The 19735-nt window shown below is 68.7% G+C and carries 19 protein-coding genes and 1 riboswitch; of the genes, 10 read left to right on the top strand and 9 right to left on the bottom strand.

From position 1 onward, the window contains the following. Window positions 1-13 precede the first annotated feature (13 nt). The 4 genes from ACVCMB_RS02245 to gcvP all read left to right on the top strand — a co-directional run bounded on the left by ACVCMB_RS02245 (window position 14) and on the right by gcvP (window position 5233). Complete coding sequence (locus tag ACVCMB_RS02245) at window positions 14-280, top strand: hypothetical protein (RefSeq protein WP_447106033.1); 267 nt, start codon at window positions 14-16, stop codon at window positions 278-280. Then, entirely contained in the window at window positions 270-542 is a 273-nt protein-coding gene (locus ACVCMB_RS02240; RefSeq protein WP_395118195.1) for a hypothetical protein, read from the top strand. Before ACVCMB_RS02245 ends, ACVCMB_RS02240 begins: the two co-directional genes overlap by 11 nt. Continuing rightward, window positions 539-2071, top strand: coding sequence for a PepSY-associated TM helix domain-containing protein (locus ACVCMB_RS02235; protein ID WP_447106032.1), 1533 nt, complete (start codon window positions 539-541; stop codon window positions 2069-2071). Before ACVCMB_RS02240 ends, ACVCMB_RS02235 begins: the two co-directional genes overlap by 4 nt. A 155-nt stretch (window positions 2072-2226) precedes the next feature. After that, window positions 2227-2327: riboswitch (glycine riboswitch) on the top strand. 38 nt (window positions 2328-2365) lie between these two features. Then, on the top strand, window positions 2366-5233 hold the full coding sequence (gcvP, locus tag ACVCMB_RS02230) for an aminomethyl-transferring glycine dehydrogenase (protein ID WP_447106031.1): 2868 nt from the start codon (window positions 2366-2368) through the stop codon (window positions 5231-5233). A gap of 15 nt (window positions 5234-5248) precedes the next feature. Here gcvP and ACVCMB_RS02225 read toward each other — a convergent pair whose 3' ends face one another. Then, a complete protein-coding gene (locus ACVCMB_RS02225; protein ID WP_447106030.1) occupies window positions 5249-6145 on the bottom strand; it encodes a hypothetical protein in 897 nt (298 codons plus the stop codon). A 280-nt stretch (window positions 6146-6425) separates the two neighbouring features. Between ACVCMB_RS02225 and ACVCMB_RS02220 the strand changes: the two genes are divergently transcribed. The 5 genes from ACVCMB_RS02220 (at window position 6426) to alkB (ending at window position 11422) form a co-directional block, all read left to right on the top strand. Continuing rightward, entirely contained in the window at window positions 6426-7991 is a 1566-nt protein-coding gene (locus tag ACVCMB_RS02220; RefSeq protein WP_447106029.1) for an SDR family NAD(P)-dependent oxidoreductase, read from the top strand. Between the two features lie 118 nt (window positions 7992-8109). Beyond that, entirely contained in the window at window positions 8110-8811 is a 702-nt protein-coding gene (locus tag ACVCMB_RS02215; RefSeq protein ID WP_447106028.1) for a pirin family protein, read from the top strand. A 153-nt stretch (window positions 8812-8964) separates the two neighbouring features. Next, window positions 8965-10041 (top strand): bifunctional DNA-binding transcriptional regulator/O6-methylguanine-DNA methyltransferase Ada, encoded by a 1077-nt coding sequence (ada, locus tag ACVCMB_RS02210; protein WP_447106027.1) that lies wholly within the window; start codon window positions 8965-8967, stop codon window positions 10039-10041. After that, entirely contained in the window at window positions 10038-10769 is a 732-nt protein-coding gene (locus ACVCMB_RS02205) for a 2OG-Fe(II) oxygenase (RefSeq protein ID WP_447106026.1), read from the top strand. Before ada ends, ACVCMB_RS02205 begins: the two co-directional genes overlap by 4 nt. Then, entirely contained in the window at window positions 10766-11422 is a 657-nt protein-coding gene (gene alkB, locus ACVCMB_RS02200; RefSeq protein ID WP_447106025.1) for a DNA oxidative demethylase AlkB, read from the top strand. The genes ACVCMB_RS02205 and alkB overlap by 4 nt, the downstream gene beginning before the upstream one ends. On the opposite strand, the gene ACVCMB_RS02195 is transcribed toward alkB, so the two are convergent. Both ACVCMB_RS02195 and ACVCMB_RS02190 read right to left on the bottom strand, forming a co-directional pair. Then, complete coding sequence (locus ACVCMB_RS02195; protein WP_447106024.1) at window positions 11400-11828, bottom strand: DUF2231 domain-containing protein; 429 nt, start codon at window positions 11826-11828, stop codon at window positions 11400-11402. The two genes, alkB and ACVCMB_RS02195, sit on opposite strands and share 23 nt — an antisense overlap. Window positions 11829-11837: 9 nt before the next feature. Next, window positions 11838-12179 carry a hypothetical protein gene (locus tag ACVCMB_RS02190; RefSeq protein ID WP_395118175.1) on the bottom strand — a complete coding sequence of 114 codons (342 nt, stop codon included), beginning with the start codon at window positions 12177-12179 and terminating at the stop codon, window positions 11838-11840. Window positions 12180-12330: 151 nt separating this feature from the next. On the opposite strand from ACVCMB_RS02190, the gene ACVCMB_RS02185 reads away from it, so the two are divergent. Next, window positions 12331-13254, top strand: a complete 924-nt coding sequence (locus ACVCMB_RS02185; protein WP_447106023.1) for an MBL fold metallo-hydrolase — start codon at window positions 12331-12333, stop codon at window positions 13252-13254. An 18-nt stretch (window positions 13255-13272) separates the two neighbouring features. Here the strand turns inward: ACVCMB_RS02185 and bla are convergent, their stop codons facing one another. From bla to ACVCMB_RS02155, 6 genes are all read right to left on the bottom strand, one after another. Next, window positions 13273-14145 carry a subclass B3 metallo-beta-lactamase gene (gene bla / locus ACVCMB_RS02180; protein ID WP_447106022.1) on the bottom strand — a complete coding sequence of 291 codons (873 nt, stop codon included), beginning with the start codon at window positions 14143-14145 and terminating at the stop codon, window positions 13273-13275. Between the two features lie 92 nt (window positions 14146-14237). Continuing rightward, a complete protein-coding gene (locus ACVCMB_RS02175; protein WP_395118170.1) occupies window positions 14238-14585 on the bottom strand; it encodes a tRNA-binding protein in 348 nt (115 codons plus the stop codon). Then, complete coding sequence (locus ACVCMB_RS02170) at window positions 14582-15871, bottom strand: NAD(P)/FAD-dependent oxidoreductase (RefSeq protein WP_447106021.1); 1290 nt, start codon at window positions 15869-15871, stop codon at window positions 14582-14584. The genes ACVCMB_RS02175 and ACVCMB_RS02170 overlap by 4 nt, the downstream gene beginning before the upstream one ends. 78 nt (window positions 15872-15949) lie before the next feature. After that, window positions 15950-16825, bottom strand: a complete 876-nt coding sequence (gene galU / locus ACVCMB_RS02165; protein ID WP_447106020.1) for a UTP--glucose-1-phosphate uridylyltransferase GalU — start codon at window positions 16823-16825, stop codon at window positions 15950-15952. Then, window positions 16822-18720: a polysaccharide biosynthesis protein gene (locus ACVCMB_RS02160; protein WP_447099050.1), complete on the bottom strand. Its 1899-nt coding sequence runs from the start codon at window positions 18718-18720 to the stop codon at window positions 16822-16824. The genes galU and ACVCMB_RS02160 overlap by 4 nt, the downstream gene beginning before the upstream one ends. Further along, complete coding sequence (locus ACVCMB_RS02155; RefSeq protein WP_447101562.1) at window positions 18707-19732, bottom strand: MraY family glycosyltransferase; 1026 nt, start codon at window positions 19730-19732, stop codon at window positions 18707-18709. Before ACVCMB_RS02155 ends, ACVCMB_RS02160 begins: the two co-directional genes overlap by 14 nt. Between the last annotated feature and the right edge of the window lie 3 nt (window positions 19733-19735).

Raw genomic sequence — 19735 nt, 5'->3', positions numbered from 1 at the left:
ACGGGTCATCGACATGACAGCCATCTATCTGTGTCTTTCTGTGCTGGCCGCGCTGGGCTTCTATCTGTCCAACGCGCACCAGCGACTCTGGCTTGGCGCGCGGGCGCTGCGCGTCGCCGCCTGGGTCGCCACGGCAACGGCCACGGTGGCAGCCATCGCCGCACTGGGGCCATGGGCCGGTGTGTTCGCGGTGCTGACAGCAGTGATGCTGGTACTTGTGCTGCTGCCGTATCTGGACGCCTGGCGCCAACTGCAACGGGAGAACCGGGATGTGGGCTAGATATCTGGCGGCTGCGATGCTCGGCCTGCCGCTCAGCGTCGGTCTGATCGGCTTGCTCGCACTGGCCTGGCCGGGCAACCAGGAAATCACCGCGCTGCCGGCGGTGATGATGGCCTTCCCGATGTGGATCGCCGTGATGGTGCTGGCCTTCGTGTTCAGGAATGCCTTACGCGCGTGGCTGTGGCTGGGCGGAGCGACTGTGGTCTGCTTTGGCCTGCTGTACGGGCTCAAGCTGCTGGGCTGGATCGGGGTGCAAGCATGAAGGGCTCGACCATGCGCCGCTTCCTGTCGCTGCACACCTGGGTCGGCCTGATTGCCGGCATGGCGCTGTTCATCGCGTTCTACGCCGGCGCGATCACGGTGTTCAGCCATGAGATCGGCGACTGGAACCGCAGCGGCGCGGCCGCCGCCACGCCGGCGGATCCGGTGGGGCGCTCACAGCAACTGCTCGACGACCTGCTGAAGCAGCATCCGCAGGCGGCCGAAAGCGTCTATCTGGTGCTTCCCGGCGAGCACGGCCCGCAGCCTTCCGCCTACTGGTTCGAGGCCAGCACCGGCGAGTCGCGCCGCTTCATGCTCGAAGACAGCAACACGTTGCACGAAGACGCCTTCGGCCAGGACTTCATCGAGTTCATCTACGACCTGCATTTCACCGCCGGCCTGCCCAAGCCGTTCGGCACCTACCTGTTCGGCGTAGTCTGCGTGCTGTACGGACTGGCCCTGGTCAGCGGCGTGGTGATCTACACGCCGACGCTGGTCAGGAACCTGTTCGCCCTGCGGCTGGGCAGGAACGTCAAGCGCATGTGGCAGGACGCACACAACGCGGTCGGCATGCTGTCGCTGCCGTTCCACATCATCTTCGCCTGGAGCGGCGCAGTGCTGGCGCTGGGATTGTTGCTGCTCGTGCCGTTCCAGACCATGGTCTACGAAGGCAAGTTGCTGAAGCTGCTGGAACGGGACTTCTACGGTGCACCGCAGGTGGCGGCGGCTCACGTCGCCAAGCCCACCCTGCCGCTGGAGACTCTGCTGCAACGCGGCCAGGCCGCCCTGCCCGGCATGGAGGTCGAAGGCATCTCGCTGGTCAACATCGGCGATGCCAACGCGCGCGCGACGCTGTACGGCGTGGTGGAACAACGCCGGCTCAACCAGCTCGGCTCGGTGACACTGGACGGGGCCACCGGCGCGGTCGTCGACCAGGTGGCGCCGAAGACGATGACACCGGGCATGATCATGCTGCGCGGCCTGCAGACCCTGCATTTCGGCAACTTCGGCCACGATGCGGTGAAGTGGCTTTATTTCGTGCTGGGCTTGGCCGGCGCCTTCCTGTTCTACAGCGGCAACCTGCTGTGGATCGAGGCGCGGCGCAAGCGCCGCCAGGTCGAGCAGCCGCGGCGCACGCGGGTGATGGCGGCGCTCACCTTGGGCGTGTGCCTGGGTTGCGTCGCGGGCGTCTCGGCGGTGTTCGTCGCCGGCGCGCTGGCACCGGGCCTGGGCCGGCCGGCGTACTACACGGTGTTCTTCGCCTGCCTGCTGTGGGCCTGCCTGCGCCAGCCCGCCCGCGCGGGACACGAGCTGCTCTGGCTGTGCGCACTGGCAACGGCCGCGATCCCGTTAGCCGGCTGGATCGGTTCGGGCGAGAGTCTGCTCGCGGCAGCTTGGCACGGGCACTGGCATCGTTTCTTCGTCGATGCAGTGGCCTTGGTGTTGGCCTTCGCCTACTGGCGGGTGGCCCGGGCCACCCTGCACCGAGGCCGCGAGGGCGATCCCAACAGTGTCTGGGCCCTGCACTGATGCTTCCCGCCACATCGCCATGGCGATGTGGCGGCCTTCGCCGGCCTGTATAATCGGCCGCTTCAACCGCAGGGTGGGAGAAGCGGCCGTTCCGCAGGGGACGCCGCTGCCGAAGGCGCAACGCCCGTAATCGCTCAGGCTCCATACCATCCTGCGTCAAACACTCTGGAGAGACCGGTTAAATCCGGCGCCGAAGGGGCACGAAGCGCAGCCATCGCGCTTCCAAACTCTCAGGCAAAAGGACAGAGGGGCGCCCCACGTGCGGCACGGCACGTTGTCTGCGGATGCCCTTTCATGACCTCGAAGAACCCGACCTCCCTGCGCGACCTCGAACACCACGGCGCGTTCATCGAACGCCACATCGGTCCGGACGACGCCGAAATCGCACAGATGCTGCGCGTGATCGGCCACGATTCGCTGGAGTCGATGACCGACGCCATCGTTCCCGGCTCGATCAAGTCCGCTGCCCCGCTGGCCTTGCCCGAAGCGATCACCGAGGAGGCCGCGCTGGCCAAGATCCGCGCGATCGCCGGCAAGAACCAGGTGTTCCGCAACTTCATCGGCCAGGGCTATTACGGCACGCTGACGCCGAACGTCATCCTGCGCAACATCCTGGAGAATCCGGCCTGGTACACCGCGTACACGCCGTACCAGGCGGAGATCTCGCAGGGTCGCATGGAGGCGCTGATCAACTTCCAGACGATGTGCGCCGACCTCACCGGGATGGAGATCGCCAACGCCTCGCTGCTGGACGAAGCCACCGCCGCGGCCGAGGCGATGACCCTGGCCAAGCGCTCGTGCAAGTCGAAGTCGAACGTGTTCTTCGTGTCCAGCGGCGTGCACCCGCAGACGCTGCAAGTGGTGCGCACGCGCGCCGAACCGCTGGGCATCGAACTGGTGGTCGGCGCCGATGGCGACGCGGCCGGCACCGATGCGTTCGGCGTGCTGCTGCAGTACCCGGACACCTTCGGCAGCATCAACGATTACCAGGCGATCGCCGACGCCGTGCACGCGCGCGGCGGCGTGGTCGCGGTCGCCACCGACCTGCTCGCGCTGACCCTGATCGCCGCGCCCGGCGAATGGGGCGCGGACATCGTGGTGGGCAACTCGCAGCGCTTCGGCGTGCCGTTCGGCTTCGGCGGCCCGCACGCCGCGTTCATGGCCTGCCGCGACGCGTACAAGCGCTCAATGCCGGGCCGCCTGATCGGCGTGTCGATCGACACCGAGGGCAAGGCGGCCTACCGCCTCACCCTGCAGACGCGCGAGCAGCACATCCGCCGCGAGAAGGCCACCTCCAACATCTGCACCGCGCAGGTGCTGCTGGCGGTGATGGCCAGCATGTACGCGGTCTACCACGGCCCCGCCGGGCTCACCCGCATCGCGCGCCGCACGCATCGCCTGGCCGCGATCCTGACCGTCGCGCTGCGTCGGGCCGGCGTGAAGGTGGGCGGCGATTTCTTCGATACGCTGCACATCACCGGCATCGACGCCGCCGCTGTCCATGCCAAGGCTCGCGCCGCCGGCATCAACCTGCGCGAACTGGACGCCGACAGCCTCGGCATCAGCCTGGATGAGACCACCACCCGCGCCGACGTCGTCGCACTGGCGGGCCTGTTCGGTGCCGAGATCGACATCGACGCGCTCGATGCCGAAGTCCACGACGCGCTGCCACGCACGCTGCTGCGCAAGAGCGACTTCCTCACCCACCCGGTGTTCAACACGCACCACAGCGAGCACGAGTTGCTGCGCTACATGCGCGCGCTGGCCGACAAGGACCTGGCGATGGATCGCACGATGATCCCGCTGGGCTCGTGCACCATGAAGCTCAACGCCACCGCCGAGATGATCCCGGTCACCTGGCCGGAATTCGCCAACATCCATCCGCTGGCGCCGGCCGCCCAGGCGCAGGGCTACAAGGAACTGATCGACGGTCTGGAAGCGATGCTGGTCGAATGCACCGGCTACGACGCGGTGAGCCTGCAGCCGAACTCCGGCGCGCAGGGCGAGTACGCCGGCCTGCTGGCGATCCGCGCCTACCACCGCTCGCGCGGCGACGCGCATCGCGACATCTGCCTGATCCCCGAATCCGCCCACGGCACCAACCCGGCCTCCGCGCACCTGTGCGGCATGAGCGTGGTGGTGACCAAGTGCGACGCCAACGGCAACGTCGACGTCGAGGACATCCGCCGCGCCGCGGAGAAGTATTCGGACCGCCTTGCCGCGCTGATGATCACCTACCCGTCCACGCATGGCGTGTTCGAGGAGGACATCGTGGCGATCTGCGAGATCGTGCACGCGCACGGCGGCCAGGTGTACACCGACGGTGCCAACATGAACGCGCTGGTCGGCGTGGCCAAGCCCGGCAAGTGGGGCTCGGACGTGTCGCACCTGAACCTGCACAAGACCTTCTGCATCCCGCACGGCGGTGGCGGCCCGGGCGTCGGCCCGTGCGCGGTGAAGTCGCACCTCGCCCCGTTCCTGCCGAGGAAGTTCGGCGAGGAAAGCCCGGTCGGCATGGTTTCTGCGGCAAGCTTCGGCAGCGCCTCGATCCTGCCGATCAGCTGGATGTACATCGTCATGATGGGCCAGCAGGGCCTGCGCAAGGCAACGCAAGTGGCCCTGCTCAACGCCAACTACATCGCCAAGCGGCTCGAAGCGCACTACCCCACCCTGTACACCGGTCGCAACGGGCTGGTGGCGCACGAGTGCATCCTCGACCTGCGCCCGCTCAAGGACGCCACCGGCATCGGCGCCGAGGACGTGGCGAAGCGGCTGATCGACTTCGGCTTCCACGCGCCGACGCTGAGCTTCCCGGTGTCCGGCACCTTGATGGTGGAACCGACCGAGAGCGAATCGCAGGTCGAGCTGGACCGCTTCATCGACGCGATGATCCAGATCCGCGACGAGATCCGCGCGATCGAGGAAGGCAAGCTGGACCGCGAGGACAACCCGCTGAAGAACGCCCCGCACACCGCCACCATGGTCAGCGCCAGCGAGTGGACCCACGCCTACCCGCGCGAACTGGCCGCCTTCCCGCTGGCCAGCCTGAAGCTGCAGAAGTACTGGCCGCCGGTCGCCCGCGTCGACAACGTCTACGGCGACAAGCACATCATGTGTGCCTGCATCCCGGTGGATGCGTACAAGGAAGCTGCCGAGGCCTGAGCCCGAAGGGCAGGCTCAGCCGGTTGCAGCCCGCGGCATGCCCGCGGGCTGCGCGTTCCCGGCACGCGGACCGACCCCGCTGGAGTGCGCGCGCGTCGACAACACCAGCGCGACCTGATGTTCGGCACGCATGCGGGCGGCCTTGGCGGCAAACCACGCCTTGGGCCCCACCAGCAGCACCGCGCAGACTGCGTTGGCCCGGCAAAATGCGTCGATGCTCTGGCGCAGGTGGACCAGCAGACGTTCGTTGAACGCCTCGTTCAATGCCTCGACGCGGAACGGCGGCGCGACATGTTCATCGAGCATGCCGGCCAGCGACGTTGCCACCTGCAGCGCAAGCCGCCGGTTGTGGCGCGTCACCTCCGGCGCACCGGCCGGGGCCTGCCAGGCACCGTCGAGCGCGTCGACCAGCTCGTGGAACTCGCGGCGATTCAGCGGACGCTGCTGCACCGGCAGGCTGCGTCGGCGGATCAGCCATGCCTGATCCGCCGCAGGCAATGCATGCGAACGGTGGGTGGCGCGGTCCAGTGCCTCGCGCGGCGACAAGCCATCCGCGCCCAGCAGGTCGGCCAGTGCCTCACGCGTCAACGGTTGCGCCCGCGCGCTGCCATCCGGCGTGTACCAGCGGCGATATTCGAGCGTGGTGGGGGAAAACAGGTCGCGTGGCGGCTTGACCGTGGCGCGCGCTTCGTCCGCATCGTCCAGTGCCGGCGCAACCGCGGGCAACCCGGCCGTCTGGGCGGCGGCGATGCGGTCGAGCAGGATTTCGGCCTTGACCAGATGGCCGTGGTAAGTCGCATGCCGGTCGCAAGCCTCGCGCGCCGGCAGGAAAAGAAAACGAAGGCGGGACCCGGGGTTGCCGATCACCGATGGCCCGAAATGGGCGAGGAAAACTGAACTGGACTTGCGCACAAACCGACCTGTTTGCCGGGGCTGATGCGAATGTCCTGCCGCGATGCCCCGGATCTGATGGACTGACCGCCCTCACCAGGCGGCCTCGCGCTCACGATGGCACACGTCGAAGGCACGAAATGTGGCACAGAGCTCATTCCGGGGTTGATCCCGTCGACACCCGATTACCGCGATTGGCGCAAAAACAGGCATCATGGGCGGCTCGCTTCTCGCGCAACCCGCGTGCGACCCGGCCCGCAGCGCGCCGGCGATGCCCTGTTCGACCACGACCGACGCCCTCATGACCACGACCTGCCCGCCCCCTGCCGACGAAACGGACGCCGAACTGCTGGCGCAGGCGCGTGCCGCCATCCGGCTGCTGCAGACCATTGCCGACGACCGCGGGCTGCTCGAGCGGCTGCCCGTCGCGGAACGCCAACAGCTGCACCAGGCCGTGGCGCGGATGTACCACCCCGAACCGGGTGCGCGCCGGATTCGCCTCAAGGCCGCGGAGAAACAACGCCATGCCGCGCGCATCCAGGCCGAAGACACCGTGCTGAACCAGACCGGCATCCGCGCCCTGCGCCGCAGGCCGGTGTTCACCACGCCGAACGCGTTCGCGCCGGAAGGTTTCCTGCCGCACGATGTGCCGCCCGCGGCCGACGCCGCGCAGCCGCGCGAGTCGGTCGAGCCGAAGCACTGCTATGTGTGCAAGCGCAAGTACTCGACCATCCATTTCTTCTACGACCAGCTGTGCCCGGAATGCGCCGCGTTCAACTACGCCAAGCGCAGCGAACTGGCCGACCTGTGCGGTCGCGTGGCGCTGCTCACCGGCGGCCGCGTGAAGATCGGCTACCAGGCCGGCCTGAAGCTGCTGCGTGCCGGCGCCGAGCTGATCGTCACCACGCGCTTCCCGCGCGACTCGGCGGCGCGCTACGCGGCCGAGCCGGACTTCGCCGACTGGGGCCACCGCCTGCAGGTCTACGGCCTCGACCTGCGCCACACGCCCAGCGTCGAGGCGTTCTGCCAGGAACTGGTGGCGACGCGGCCGCGGCTGGATTTCATCATCAACAACGCCTGCCAGACCGTGCGCCGCCCGCCGGATTTCTACGCGCACATGATGGAAGGCGAGACCGCCGCGCTGCACGAGCTGCCCGTGCACGTGCGCCGGCTGGTCGGCCATTACGAGGGCCTGCGCGGCGCAGAGATCCTGCCAGGCGGCAGCGGCGCGCTGGCCAGCCGCGGCGCCGACCTGCCCGGGCTGAGCCGCGCCGCCGAGCTGTCGCAGCTGCCGCTGCTGCCGGAAGAACTGCTGGCGCAGAGCCACCTGTTTCCCGAGGGCCGACTGGACCAGGACCTGCAGCAGGTCGACCTGCGCCAGCGCAACTCGTGGCGGCTGCTGATGGCCGAGGTGCCGTCGGTGGAATTGCTGGAGGTGCAGCTGGTCAACGCGATCGCGCCGTTCATCATCAACGCACGGCTGAAGCCGCTGATGTTGCGCACGCCCGAGCGCGACAAGCACATCGTCAACGTGTCGGCGATGGAGGGCCAGTTCTACCGCAGCTTCAAGACCACCCGCCACCCGCATACCAACATGGCCAAGGCCGCGCTGAACATGATGACGCGCACCGCGGCCACCGATTACCACAACGACGGCATCCACATGAACAGCGTCGACACCGGCTGGGTGACCGACGAGGACCCCGCCGAGCTGGCGGCGAAGAAAGTGCGCGAGGAACGCTTCCACCCACCGCTGGACATCGTCGACGGCGCCGCGCGCATCGTCGACCCGATCATCCACGGCATCAACACCGGCGAGCATGTGTGGGGCCAGTTCCTGAAGGACTACCGCCCCACCGACTGGTGAGCCACTGGTGCCGGGGCGACGACAATCCGTTTCCTTCGCGCCGGTTTCAGACGCTGATGCGTAGCCTTATCTTGCGGACAGGCGCCATCCGGCGCGATCAAGCATGAGGAGCAACGCCGTGATTGAACGCAGACCCTTCGACCGCCTGGGCGGAGCCGACCACGGCTGGCTCAACGCCAAACACCATTTCTCCTTCGCCGGCTACCACGACGCGAATCGCATGGGCTGGGGCGCGCTGCGCGTGTGGAACGACGACACCATCGCGCCGCAGACCGGCTTCCCGCCGCACCCGCACGCGGACATGGAGATCATCACCTACGTGCGCGAAGGCGCGATCAGCCACCAGGACAGCCTGGGCAACGCCGGCCGCACCGAGGCCGGCGACGTGCAGGTGATGAGCGCCGGCAGCGGCATCACCCACAGCGAGTACAACCGGGAGGATGTGACCACGCGCATCTTCCAGATCTGGATCATCCCCGACGAGAACGGCCAGCCGCCGTCGTGGGGCGCGCGGCCGTTTCCCAGGGGCGATCGTTCCGGGCGCTTCGTGGCACTGGCCAGCGGCTTCAAGGACGACACCGAGGCGCTGCCGCTGCGCACCGATGCGCGCGTGCTGGGCGCCACGCTGAAGGCCGGCGAAAGCACCGAGTACCTGCTGGCCCCCGGCCGCTACGCCTACCTGGTACCGGCCACCGGCACGGTCGAACTCAACGGCGTGAAGCTGGACGCTCGCGACGGCGCCGCGATCCGCGACGAGTCGACGCTGAAGGTCACCGCGCTGGAAGACGCCGAGCTGGTGCTGGTCGATACCGCGCCCTGAGCTTCACGCATGCGGGCACGCGTAGCGCCGGTGCCGACGCCCCGGCGGGCGCCGGCACGGCCAGCTCCAATTCGACCGCAAGACCCGGAGTGCCGCGGCGGGCGCCGGTCCGTAGATTGCGCCTTGAGCGATAATCCGACGGAAGGAACAGCCATGAAAACTCCGGAAAAACAGGCCGCACGTGCCGCCACCCTCGCCGACCCGCGCTGGGCCGCCGTGCAGGCGCGCGACGCGCATGCCGACGGCAGTTTCTTCTATTCGGTGCGCAGCACCGGCGTGTACTGCCGCCCCTCCTGCGCCGCGCGCGCCGCGCGGCCGGAAAACGTGGCGTTCCACGCCACCGCCGCCGACGCGGAGCGCGCCGGCTTTCGCCCGTGCAGGCGCTGCCGGCCCGACCAGCCATCGCTCGCAGAGCAGCAGGCGGCGATGGTCACCGCCGCCTGCCGCGCGATCGAGCAGGCAGAGACGGCGCCCACGCTCGAACAGCTCGCGCAGCCGACCGGGCTCAGCCCCTTCCACTTCCACCGCGTGTTCAAGGCCGTCACCGGCGTGACGCCGAAGCAGTACGCCACGGCGCATCGCAGCCGTCGCGTGCGCAACGAACTGGAACGCGGCGCTTCGGTGACCGCGGCGATCTTCGACGCCGGCTACAACGCCAGCAGCCGCTTCTACGAAACGGCGAACGAGGTGCTGGGCATGACGCCCTCGCGCTATCGCGCCGGCGGTGCCGACAGCGAGATCCGCTTCGCCATCGGCGAATGCTCGCTGGGCGCGATCCTGGTGGCGCAGAGCGAACACGGTGTGTGCGCGATCCTGCTCGGCGACGACCCCGACGCGCTGGCGCGCAATCTGCAGGATCGCTTCCCCAGGGCCAGGCTGATCGGCGGCGACCGCGACTACGAGCGCCTGGTGGCGCAGGTGGTCGGCTTTGTCGAAGCCCCTGCGCTGGGACTGGATCTGCCCTTGGACGTGCGCGGCACCGCGTTCCAGCAGCGCGTATGGCAGGCGTTGCGCGAGATCCCGGTCGGCAGCACGGCCAGCTACAGCGAGATCGCGCGGCGCATCGGCGTGCCCAAGGCTGCGCGGGCGGTGGCGCAGGCATGTGCCGGCAACATGCTGGCGGTGGCGATCCCCTGCCACCGCGTGGTGCGCAACGACGGCGACCTGTCCGGCTACCGCTGGGGCGTGCCGCGCAAACGCGCGCTGCTGGAGCGCGAGGCGCAGGCATGAACGCGCAACTGCGCCCTGCCCCCGACACCGGTGCGCGGCTGCAGGCATGCGACTGGGCCGGCATCGGCGATGAACTCGACGCACACGGCTGCGCGATGCTGGAGGCCCTGCTGTCGCCGCAGGAGTGCGCGGCGCTGGCAAGCATGTACGCGGACGACGGACGCTTCCGCAGCCGCGTGGTGATGGGTCGCCACGGCTTCGGCCAGGGCGAATACCGCTACTTCAACTACCCGTTGCCCGAACGGGTAGCCGAGCTGCGCGACGCGGTCTACCCGCAGCTGGCGCCGATCGCGAATCGCTGGAACTCGTCGATGGGACTGCCCGTGCGCTACCCCGCCTCACATGCCGAATTCATCGCGCGCTGCCACGCCGCCGGCCAGCGGCGCCCCACCCCGTTGCTGCTGCAGTACGGCGCGGGCGACTACAACTGCCTGCACCAGGATCTGTATGGCGAGCACGTGTTTCCGCTGCAGCTGGCGATCCTGCTGTCGGAGCCGGGGCGCGATTTCAGCGGCGGCGAGTTCGTGCTGACCGAGCAGCGCCCGCGCATGCAGTCGCGCGTCGAGGTGGTGCCGCTGCGCCAGGGCGATGCGGTGCTGTTCGCGGTGCATCAGCGGCCGCTGCAGGGCAGGCGCGGCAGCTACCGGGTGAACCTGCGCCACGGCGTCAGCCGCGTGCGCAGCGGGCGCCGCCACACGCTCGGCATCATCTTTCACGACGCCACATGATCAGCACCGACCTGTTCGCCGCTGCGCCCGCCCCTTTCCGTCGGGACCTGCCGCTGTGCGAGGGCGCAATGGTGTTGCGCGGCTTTGCCCTGGCCAGCGAGGCAGCGTTGTTGCAGGCGCTCGAGGCGATCACGGCGCAGGCACCGTTCCGCCACCTGGTCACGCCCGGTGGCTTGCGCATGTCGGTGGCGATGACCAATGCGGGGCCGCTGGGCTGGGTCAGCGATCGTCGTGGCTACCGCTACGACCCGATCGACCCGGACAGCGGCCGGCCCTGGCCACCGATGCCGGCGGTCTTCCTGCAACTGGCCGATGCCGCGGCGGCGCACGCCGGTTTCGCCGGCTTCGTGCCGGATGCCTGCCTGCTCAACCGCTACGAGGCCGGCGCCCGGTTGAGCCTGCACCAGGACCGCGACGAGCGCGACCTGGGCCAGCCGATCGTGTCGGTCTCGCTGGGCATCCCGGCCGTGTTCCTGTTCGGCGGCCTGCAGCGCGCGGACCGCGCGCAACGCGTGCCGCTGGCGCACGGCGACGTGGTCGTGTGGGGCGGTCCGGCGCGGCTGCGCTATCACGGCGTGCTGCCGCTGAAGCCGAATCATCACCCGCTGCTGGGCGAGACCCGCATCAATCTCACGTTTCGTCGGGCGGGCTGACGCCGAGCCGGTGTCCGTACACCAGCTTGCCGCCCAGCCAGCCGGCCACGGCCAAGCACAGGAAACCCGACACGCTCAGAGCGATCGCCAGCAGGCCCGGCGCGATGAAATGCGTGCCGTGCAGGCGCAGGAACAGGCTGGCCACGTAGCAGCAGAGCGCGCCCATCACCATCAGCATGTGGCGGTTGACGTCCTTGAGCGCCGGGTTGTCTTCGGCGACCTTGGCCAGTTCGAGCAGGCCGGCCAGCATGGCGGGGATCGAGAAGCCGATCCCCGCCAGCAGCAACACCCCGGCGAAGCGCCACGCCGGTTCGCCCCAGGCCAGGCTGGCCAGGTCCGTCGCGGTGGCCAGCGACCAGCAGGCGATCGGAAAATGCACCAGGGCCGGATGCAGCGGATGGCGCATGGCAGCGACTCAGGCCAGCAGCAGGCTGAGCAGGGTCAGGAAACCCGCCACCGCGACGCCGGCGTGCACCAACACCACGGCCTTCGGCGCAACCTGCTTGCGCAGATGGAACGAGGCGAGGAAGAAACCGCCCAGCGCGGCCAGTACCAGCAGGGCCAGCGCCGCGGTGAGCCGCGCCGGCGCCGCACCCTGCAGCACCACCAGGATCAGCAGCACCAGGCCGCTGGCGCCCAGCAGCGCGTGCAGCAAGGAAATTGCCCACGGCGCCAGCTTGCCGCGCAGCACGCTGGAAGCCAGCACCAGGCCGCCGATGGCGGCGATCGCAAAAACCAGAATCGCATAGAGCAGCATGTCGTTCCCCCGATTGGCACGTTGATGAAGTGAGCAACATTCGATCCGATGCGGCGGGTTGCCCAAAGGTTCCCGCGCTCGACCATGGTGCAGGTGCCCGCACCGCCGCGGCTTGCTACCCTCGTCGGATCGTCCGGTTCGCGAGGCAGACATGACACCCACCCACGGCATCCACACCATCGACACCGGCTTCGTGCGACCGCGGTTCGATGCGGCCTACCTCATCGTGGAGAACGGCCGCGGTGCCTTCATCGACTGCGGCACCAACTTCGCCGTGCCGCGCATGCTGGCGGCACTGGATGAGGCCGGCATCGCACCGGCGGACGTCGACTGGCTGATCCTCACCCATGTGCACCTGGACCACGCCGGCGGCGCCGGCGAGCTGATCGCGCAACTGCCGAACGCGAAGCTGGTGGTGCATCCGCGCGGAGCGCGCCACATGATCGACCCCAGTGTGCTGTGGGCCGGCGCCAGTGCGGTCTACGGCGAGTCGGTGATGGAACAGACGTATGGACGCTTGCGGCCGGTGCCTGCCGAGCGCGTGGTCGAGGCGGCGGACGGCCACGTCGTCGACCTTGCCGGCCGCACCCTGCGCTGCCTCGATACGCCGGGCCACGCGCGCCACCACATCGCCATCCACGACGCACGCGCCAACGTCTTTTTCACTGGCGACGTGTTCGGCCTCTCCTATCGCGACTTCGACACCGCGAACGGTCCGTTCATCCTGCCCACCACCTCGCCGGTGCAGTTCGATCCGGAGGCGCTGCATGCGTCGATCGAGCGGCTGCTCGCGCTGAAACCCGAGGCGATGTACCTCACCCATTACGGCCGGGTGGAGAGCGTCGAGCGCCTGGCCGCCGACCTGCATGCGCAGATCGACGCGATGGTGGCCCTCGCCCGCGCCGCGCACGGCTCGCCCGAGCGGCATGCCGTGCTGGTGGAATCGCTCATCGGGTTCTATGCCGCCCGGGCGGAGGCCCATGGCTGGCAGCAGGGACGCGACGCGCTGCGCCAGTTGCTGGGCATGGACATCGAACTGAACGCGCAGGGGCTGGAGGTGTGGCTGGGGCGCTGAGCGCCCGCCGCTGGCAGCTCACTTTGCGCGTGCGTCGCGCCGCTCTTGTGCCAGCCGCGCCTCGAAACGCGGCTGCGCCGCCGCGGCATAGGCGCGGCAGGCACCGGCGTCGATCAGGGCCGCGGAGTCGTGCTCGCGATCGCGTGCGGCGATCTTCTGCATGAAGCCGCTGGCTTCGGGATGCGGGGTGATCAGGATGTCGCACGGTAGCGCGGCGACGGTCGCGAAGGACCGGCGGAAAGCCGCCACGCGCGCAGGGTCGTCGCTGTAGCGGAAGCCGTCGCGGCTGAGCGCGGTGAGGCTGTCGACATAGGCCAGCGCAAGGCAGCGCCCCTGCTCGCACGAGCGCCAGGTCCAGGACGTGCTGCCAGGCGTATGGCCGGGCGTGTAGTGCGCCGTGACCGCGATCGGCCCCACCCGCACTGCCGCGCCATCGGCGACCACTTGCACCGATGCCACCGCCGGATAGCGTGTCGCCATGCCGTACTGCGGATCGTCCGGGTCGTTGCCGCCGGACCGCAGCTCCTTCGCCCCGGCCGCACTGGCCGCCACCGAGGCGCCGCTGTCACGTGCCAAACGCGCGATGCCACCGGCGTGGTCGAAGTGGGCGTGCGAGTTGAGGATCAGCTTCACGTCGCGCAAGCGGAAACCGAGCGCGCGGATGTTCGCCTCGATCTGCGGCGCGTTGCCTTCCAGCGTGCCGTCAATCAGCACATGGCCCTGCGGCGAGGTGATCAGGATCGCGCTCAATCCCTGCGTGCCCACGTACCAGCTGTTGCCATGAATGTGGAAGGGCTTTTGCGGCGCACTCCAGCGCGCCTCACCCGCTTGCGCGAAACCCGCCACCGTCAAGGTGACAACAAACCATAGCGCGCGGAGAGATGGATTCATGCCGGGGATTCCGTGGGGACGAGGCCGTCATGCTCGCCGACGACGCGGCGCTGGCGCGGGCGCATCGCTGGCAAATTGCGGGCGCGGCTCGCTCAGGCCAGCCGCGTACCGTTCGGCACCGGGCGTTCGACCGCGGTGAGCACCACGCCCTCGTCGGTGGGAAAGCCGGTGAGCAGGAATTGCGAGCGGAACGGGCCGATCTGCTTTTCGGGGAAGTTGATCACGCCCACGACCTGTCGGCCGAGCAGGTCGTCGGCCTGGTACAACGCGGCGATCTGCGCGCTGGTCTTCTTCTCGCCGTAGGGGCCGAAATCCACCCACACTTTCCACGCCGGCTTGCGCGCTTCGGGAAACGGTTCGACCCGGATCACCGTGCCGGCGACGACCAGCACTTTCTCGAAATCGGCCCAGCTGATTTCGGGGCAATTCGCTGCACTCATCCTTCCAGCCTCGTCTTCAGACAATCGCGGCTCTGCTGCCACCAGTAGCTGGCTTGCGCCGCCAGATAACCGAACGGACGGTGCGTGCTGCCCAGGCCATAGTCGGCAAAACGTTTCCAGCCATCGTCGCCCTCGGCGATCGCCGCCGCCAGCAGCTCGCCGGCTGCGCAGGTCGGGGCCAGGCCGTGGCCGCCGAACGCCTGCGCCCACCAGAGGCCGTCGTCGCTGCCGCCGATCTGCGGCATCTGGTGCCGTGCGTAGCTCATCAGGCCCGACCAGGCGTGCTCGATCCGCACGCCGGCCAGTTGCGGGAACACCCGCAGCAGGTCCCGCGTCAGCAGGCGCTGCACGCCGCGCGGCGAGCGGTTGAGCACCGAGATGCGCCCACCCCACAGCAACCGCGTATCCGGCAGCGCGCGATAGTAGTCGAACGCGAAGCGGCTGTCGTAGATCGCCGCGCGGGTGTGCAGGCACTCGTCCAGCCGATCGCCGAGCGGTTCGGTCACCATCACGTAGGTGGCGATCGGCAAGATCGCCCGGTCGATCGGCTTCTGCAGGCCGGCCAGGTAGCCGCCGCAGGCCAGCACGACCTCATCGGCCAGCAGCTCACCTTGCGCCGTGCGCAGGCGCCACTGCCGGCCTTCGCGCGCGAGGCGGCGCACGCCGCTGTGCTCGTGGATGCGCACCCCCTGCCCGGCCGCCGCCGCGGCCAAGCCGATCGCGTAGTTGAGCGGGTGCAGGTGCAGCGCATCACGCTCGTACAGACCGTCGTGATAACGCTCGCTGCGGATGCGTGCGCGCAACTCCGCTTCGGGCAACCACTGCCAGTTCACGTCGTAGTGTTCGGCCAGCAGTTGCTGGCGCCGGCGCAGTACGGCGGGGTCACGGAACCAGTTGGCCCAGATCACGCCTTCGTCGACCGCATCGCAGGGGATGGCGTAGTCGGCGATGCGCCGACGGATGTGCCCGACCGCCGCGGTGGTCAGCTGGAACAGCGCCTGCGCACGCGCTTCGCCCAACTGGTCGAGCAGCGCCTGCTCGCCCAGCGAATAGCCGGCGAAGACGAAACCGCCATTGCGACCGGAGGCGCCGAACCCGACCTGCTCACGTTCCAGCAGCACCACGTCGCGCACGCCGCGCTCGGCCAGGCCCAGCGCGGTGTTCAAGCCGGCAAAGCCGCCGCCGATCACGGCAACACGTGCGTGCGTGCTGCCCTGAAGCGGCTCCCAGGCCGGGTACGGCGTGGCGGTGGCGCGGTAGTAGGACGTGGGCGAGGGGGATTTCATGCTGCAGCGACAGGCGGCACCGGTGTCCGTGACCGGGCAAGCATATCCTTCATGCCAGGACGTCGTGGCAGCCGTGGTTCAAAGCTGGCCGAGGAACTCTCGCACGGTGGGTGCGAGTTTCGGGTCCTGCATCGCCATGTGCATGGTGGCGCGCACCAGGCCGGCCTTGTTGCCGCAATCGAAACGGGTGCCTTCGAAGCGGTAGGCCAGCACCTTGCCCTGCTCCTTCAGCAGCGCGTCGATCGCGTCAGTAAGCTGGATCTCGCCGCCGGCACCGGGCGTGGTCCGCTCCAGCAGCTGGAAGATGCGGCCAGGCAACACGTAGCGGCCGACCACGGCCAGATTCGACGGTGCGTTGGCCGGCTTGGGCTTCTCGACCATGTGGCGGATCAGGGCGCTGCGATCGTCGACCGGTGTGGCATCGACGATGCCGTACTTGTCAGTGTCGGTGTGCGGCACTTCCTCCACCGCGATCACGCCGGCCTGCTGCGCCTCGGCGAGCTCCGCCATCTGCCGCAGCGCGCCCTTGCCGGCGCCGTTCCAGATCAGGTCGTCAGGCAGGATCACGCCGAACGGCTCGTCGCCGACCACCGGCTTGGCGCACAGCACGGCATGGCCCAGGCCGAGCGCCTCGGGCTGGGTCACGAAGATCGCCCGCACGTGCCGCGGCAAGGTGCCTTGCACCAGCGCCAGCAGCTCGGCCTTGCCCTTCTCGTGCAGCTTCGATTCCAGCTCGTAGGCCTTGTCGAAGTAGTCGGCGATCGCGTGCTTGTAGCGGTTGGTGACGAACACCAGGGTGTCGGCACCTGCATCCACCGCTTCGTCGACGGCGTACTGGATCAGCGGCTTGTCGAGCACCGGCAGCATTTCCTTGGCGACCACCTTGGTCGCCGGCAGGAAGCGCGTGCCGAGTCCGGCTACGGGAAACACCACTTTGCGCAGGGGCTTGCTCACTCATTGATCTCCGGGTTGGCACGGCGGATCGACACCACGTTGTCAGGCTGCGCCGCTTCGCTCCAGCGGAACGAGGGCAACAGGCTGGACACGCAGCGGCGAAGTTCTTCCTCATTGAAAATGTCGGCCGCCTCGGCGGCCTTGTGCAGCAGGGCCTGCAGCAACTCCCACGACACCTCGCGATGCTGCGCCAGGAAAATCTTGGCATGCGTGGTGGCGCTGTAGTTCTCCAGCGGATGGAACAGCTCCTCGAACAGTTTCTCGCCCGCGCGCAGGCCGGTGTAGACGATCGGGATCTCGCTGCCCGGCTTCTTGCCGGCGAGGCGGATCATCTGCTCGGCCAGGTCGCGGATCTTCACCGGCTCGCCCATGTCGAGCGCGAAGATCTCGCCGCCCTTGCCGATGCTGGCGGTCTGCAGGATCAGCTGGCAGGCCTCGGGAATGGTCATGAAGTAGCGCGAGATTTCCGGGTGCGTCACGGTGACCGGGCCGCCGTCGCGGATCTGCCGGCGGAACAGCGGCACCACCGATCCGGCCGAATCCAGCACGTTGCCGAAACGCACGGTCATGAAGCGGGTATCGGTCTGCGCGTCGAGGTTCTGGCAGTAGATTTCCGCCACGCGCTTGCAGGCGCCCATCACGCTGGTGGGGTTGACCGCCTTGTCGGTGGAGATCAGCACGAAACACGCCACCCCGACCGAACAGGCCGCGTCGGCCACCGTGCGGGTACCCAGCGCGTTGTTGCAGAACGCGGCGCGCAGTTGGCCTTGCAGCATCGGCACGTGCTTGTACGCCGCGGCGTGGAATACCACCTGCGGCTGCGCCTCCGCAAACACCTTGCGCATCGCCACCTGGTCGCAGCAATTGGCCAGGATGCCGTCGAGGATCAGCTCCGGGAAATGGTTGCGCAGCTCCTGGGTGATCCGGTAGAGGTTGTACTCGCTCACCTCCACCACGGTCAGCGCCTGTGCACCGAGCCGCGCCACCTGCCGGCACAGTTCCGAGCCGATCGAACCACCACCACCGGTGATCAGCACGCGCCGCCCGCTCAGGGTCTCGCGGATCGCGGTCCAGTCCAGTTCCACCGTGTCGCGGCCGAGCAAATCCTCGATCGCCACCTCCTTGATCTGGTTCAGCTGGGCACGGCCCGCCACGATGTCCTCGATGCGCGGCACCGTGCGGTAGGGCAGATCGGTGCTGTCGCACAGGGCCACCACGCGCCGCATCTCGGCCGTCGTGGCCCCGGGCATGGCGATCAGCAGCATGTCGGCGGCCGCGCTGCGCACCAGCTCGGGCAGCTCGTCGAGCCGGCCCAGCACCGGGCGACCGTTGATGCTGGCGCCACGCAGGCTGGGCGCGTCGTCGACAAAGCCGACCACCGCATAACGGTTGTCGCGGCGAAGATCGCGCGACAGCACTTCGCCGGCGCGGTCGGCGCCCACGATCAGCACCCGTTTGGCGTCGCTCCCCTTGAACAGATCGGCGCGGCTGTCCTTCCAGTAGCGATAGGCCAGCCGGGGACCGCCCAGCAACACGGCGAGCAGCCCCGGATACAACACGAACACCGAGCGCGGTACGCCCAGCAGGCGGTCATACAGAAACAGGCACAGTCCGATCGCCAGCGTGCCGATGACCGCGGCACGCACGATGTTCACCAGATCCGGCAGGCTGGCGAAGCGCCAGACGCTCTTGTACAGCCCGGTCCAGCGGAAGATCAGCCCCTGCACCAGCAGCACAATCGGGAACTCGAGCAGCTGGAAACCGAACACCTCGTCCGGGCGCAGCGTGTAGCGCAGCCACTTGGCGATCCACCAGGCCAGCGCCGCCATCAGCAGATCGTGGACGACGACCGCTACCCGCGGGTGAATGAAGCCGACAAGCTTACGCAGTGACATGGAGGCCCTTGCTCGGGTGGCGCCGCACCAGGCGACGTTTCAGATACAACCACATGATCGCTGCCCCTGCATAAACGACCATGGTAATCGCCAAGGCGGCGTGCAGATGACTCCAGGCCAACCAGGTCATCGGGGCCGCTACCAGCAGGTTCCAGCCAAGGTAGGCCGCATCCACCGATGCATGGCTGCCGGCGCGGCGCGCCAGCCATTGATACAGGTGTTCACGGTGGGCGCTGTACCAGCGACGCCCCCGCCACACCCGCGTCAACAGGGTAAGGCTGGCATCCACCACGAACGCCGACGACAGGATCAACGCCGGCCACAGCCACGCCGGATTCGCCCGCCACAGCATCGCACTGAATGCGAACACCAGCAGGCCCACGCTGCCGCTGCCCACGTCCCCCAGGAAGATCCGCGCCGGCGGCCAGTTGAACCACCCGAACGCCAGCGCCGACGCCGCCAGACAGGCCGCGGCCAACGCCAGCGCAGGCAGGTTCGCTGCCCACGCCAGCACGGCCAGGCCGCCGCCCACGAAAGCCGCCTGCTGCGCCAGCAAACCGTCGATGCCATCCATGAAGTTGTGCAGGTTGATGCTCCACGCGCCGCCGACCAGCAACAACGGCAACCACCACCAGGCCGGCGACCATGCCTGCAGCCCGACGCACAGCAAGGCGCAGGCAACCAATTGCACGGCCAGTCGCGGCCAGGCCGGAAGCGGATGATGGTCGTCCCACCAGCCCGCCAGCGCCACCAGCAGCAAGGCCACGCAGGACAACCCGAGCAGCCCGGGCGCGGGAACCGCCGCGTGCAGACTCCAGGCGACGCCGGGCAGGCACACCAGCATGGCGACGACGATGCCGATGCCGCCGCCGCGCGGGGTCGGCACCTGATGCGAACGGCGTTGTCCGGGCAGGTCGAGCATGCCGCGCCGATGCGCGTAACCGACCGCGGCGCGTACCAGCAGGGCGGTAACCAGGAAGGCTGCCAGCAACCATCCGATGGTCATCAGCATGGC

The sequence above is a fragment of the Rhodanobacter sp. UC4443_H10 genome (genome assembly GCF_052978325.1).
Note: the sequence above shows the minus strand (reverse complement) of the source record. Positions and strands in the feature narration are given on the sequence as shown.

Coding starts and splice junctions, on each gene's coding strand:
- ACVCMB_RS02235 (WP_447106032.1), top strand. CDS start 539: ATGAAGGGCTCGACCATGCGCCGCTTCCTGTCGCTGCACACCTGGGTC.
- gcvP (WP_447106031.1), top strand. CDS start 2,366: ATGACCTCGAAGAACCCGACCTCCCTGCGCGACCTCGAACACCACGGC.
- ACVCMB_RS02240 (WP_395118195.1), top strand. CDS start 270: ATGTGGGCTAGATATCTGGCGGCTGCGATGCTCGGCCTGCCGCTCAGC.
- bla (WP_447106022.1), bottom strand. CDS start 14,145: ATGAATCCATCTCTCCGCGCGCTATGGTTTGTTGTCACCTTGACGGTG.
- ACVCMB_RS02170 (WP_447106021.1), bottom strand. CDS start 15,871: ATGAAATCCCCCTCGCCCACGTCCTACTACCGCGCCACCGCCACGCCG.
- alkB (WP_447106025.1), top strand. CDS start 10,766: ATGATCAGCACCGACCTGTTCGCCGCTGCGCCCGCCCCTTTCCGTCGG.
- ACVCMB_RS02245 (WP_447106033.1), top strand. CDS start 14: ATGACAGCCATCTATCTGTGTCTTTCTGTGCTGGCCGCGCTGGGCTTC.
- ACVCMB_RS02155 (WP_447101562.1), bottom strand. CDS start 19,732: ATGCTGATGACCATCGGATGGTTGCTGGCAGCCTTCCTGGTTACCGCC.
- ACVCMB_RS02205 (WP_447106026.1), top strand. CDS start 10,038: ATGAACGCGCAACTGCGCCCTGCCCCCGACACCGGTGCGCGGCTGCAG.
- ACVCMB_RS02220 (WP_447106029.1), top strand. CDS start 6,426: ATGACCACGACCTGCCCGCCCCCTGCCGACGAAACGGACGCCGAACTG.
- ACVCMB_RS02175 (WP_395118170.1), bottom strand. CDS start 14,585: ATGAGTGCAGCGAATTGCCCCGAAATCAGCTGGGCCGATTTCGAGAAA.
- ACVCMB_RS02195 (WP_447106024.1), bottom strand. CDS start 11,828: ATGCGCCATCCGCTGCATCCGGCCCTGGTGCATTTTCCGATCGCCTGC.
- ACVCMB_RS02190 (WP_395118175.1), bottom strand. CDS start 12,179: ATGCTGCTCTATGCGATTCTGGTTTTTGCGATCGCCGCCATCGGCGGC.
- ACVCMB_RS02185 (WP_447106023.1), top strand. CDS start 12,331: ATGACACCCACCCACGGCATCCACACCATCGACACCGGCTTCGTGCGA.
- ada (WP_447106027.1), top strand. CDS start 8,965: ATGAAAACTCCGGAAAAACAGGCCGCACGTGCCGCCACCCTCGCCGAC.
- ACVCMB_RS02160 (WP_447099050.1), bottom strand. CDS start 18,720: ATGTCACTGCGTAAGCTTGTCGGCTTCATTCACCCGCGGGTAGCGGTC.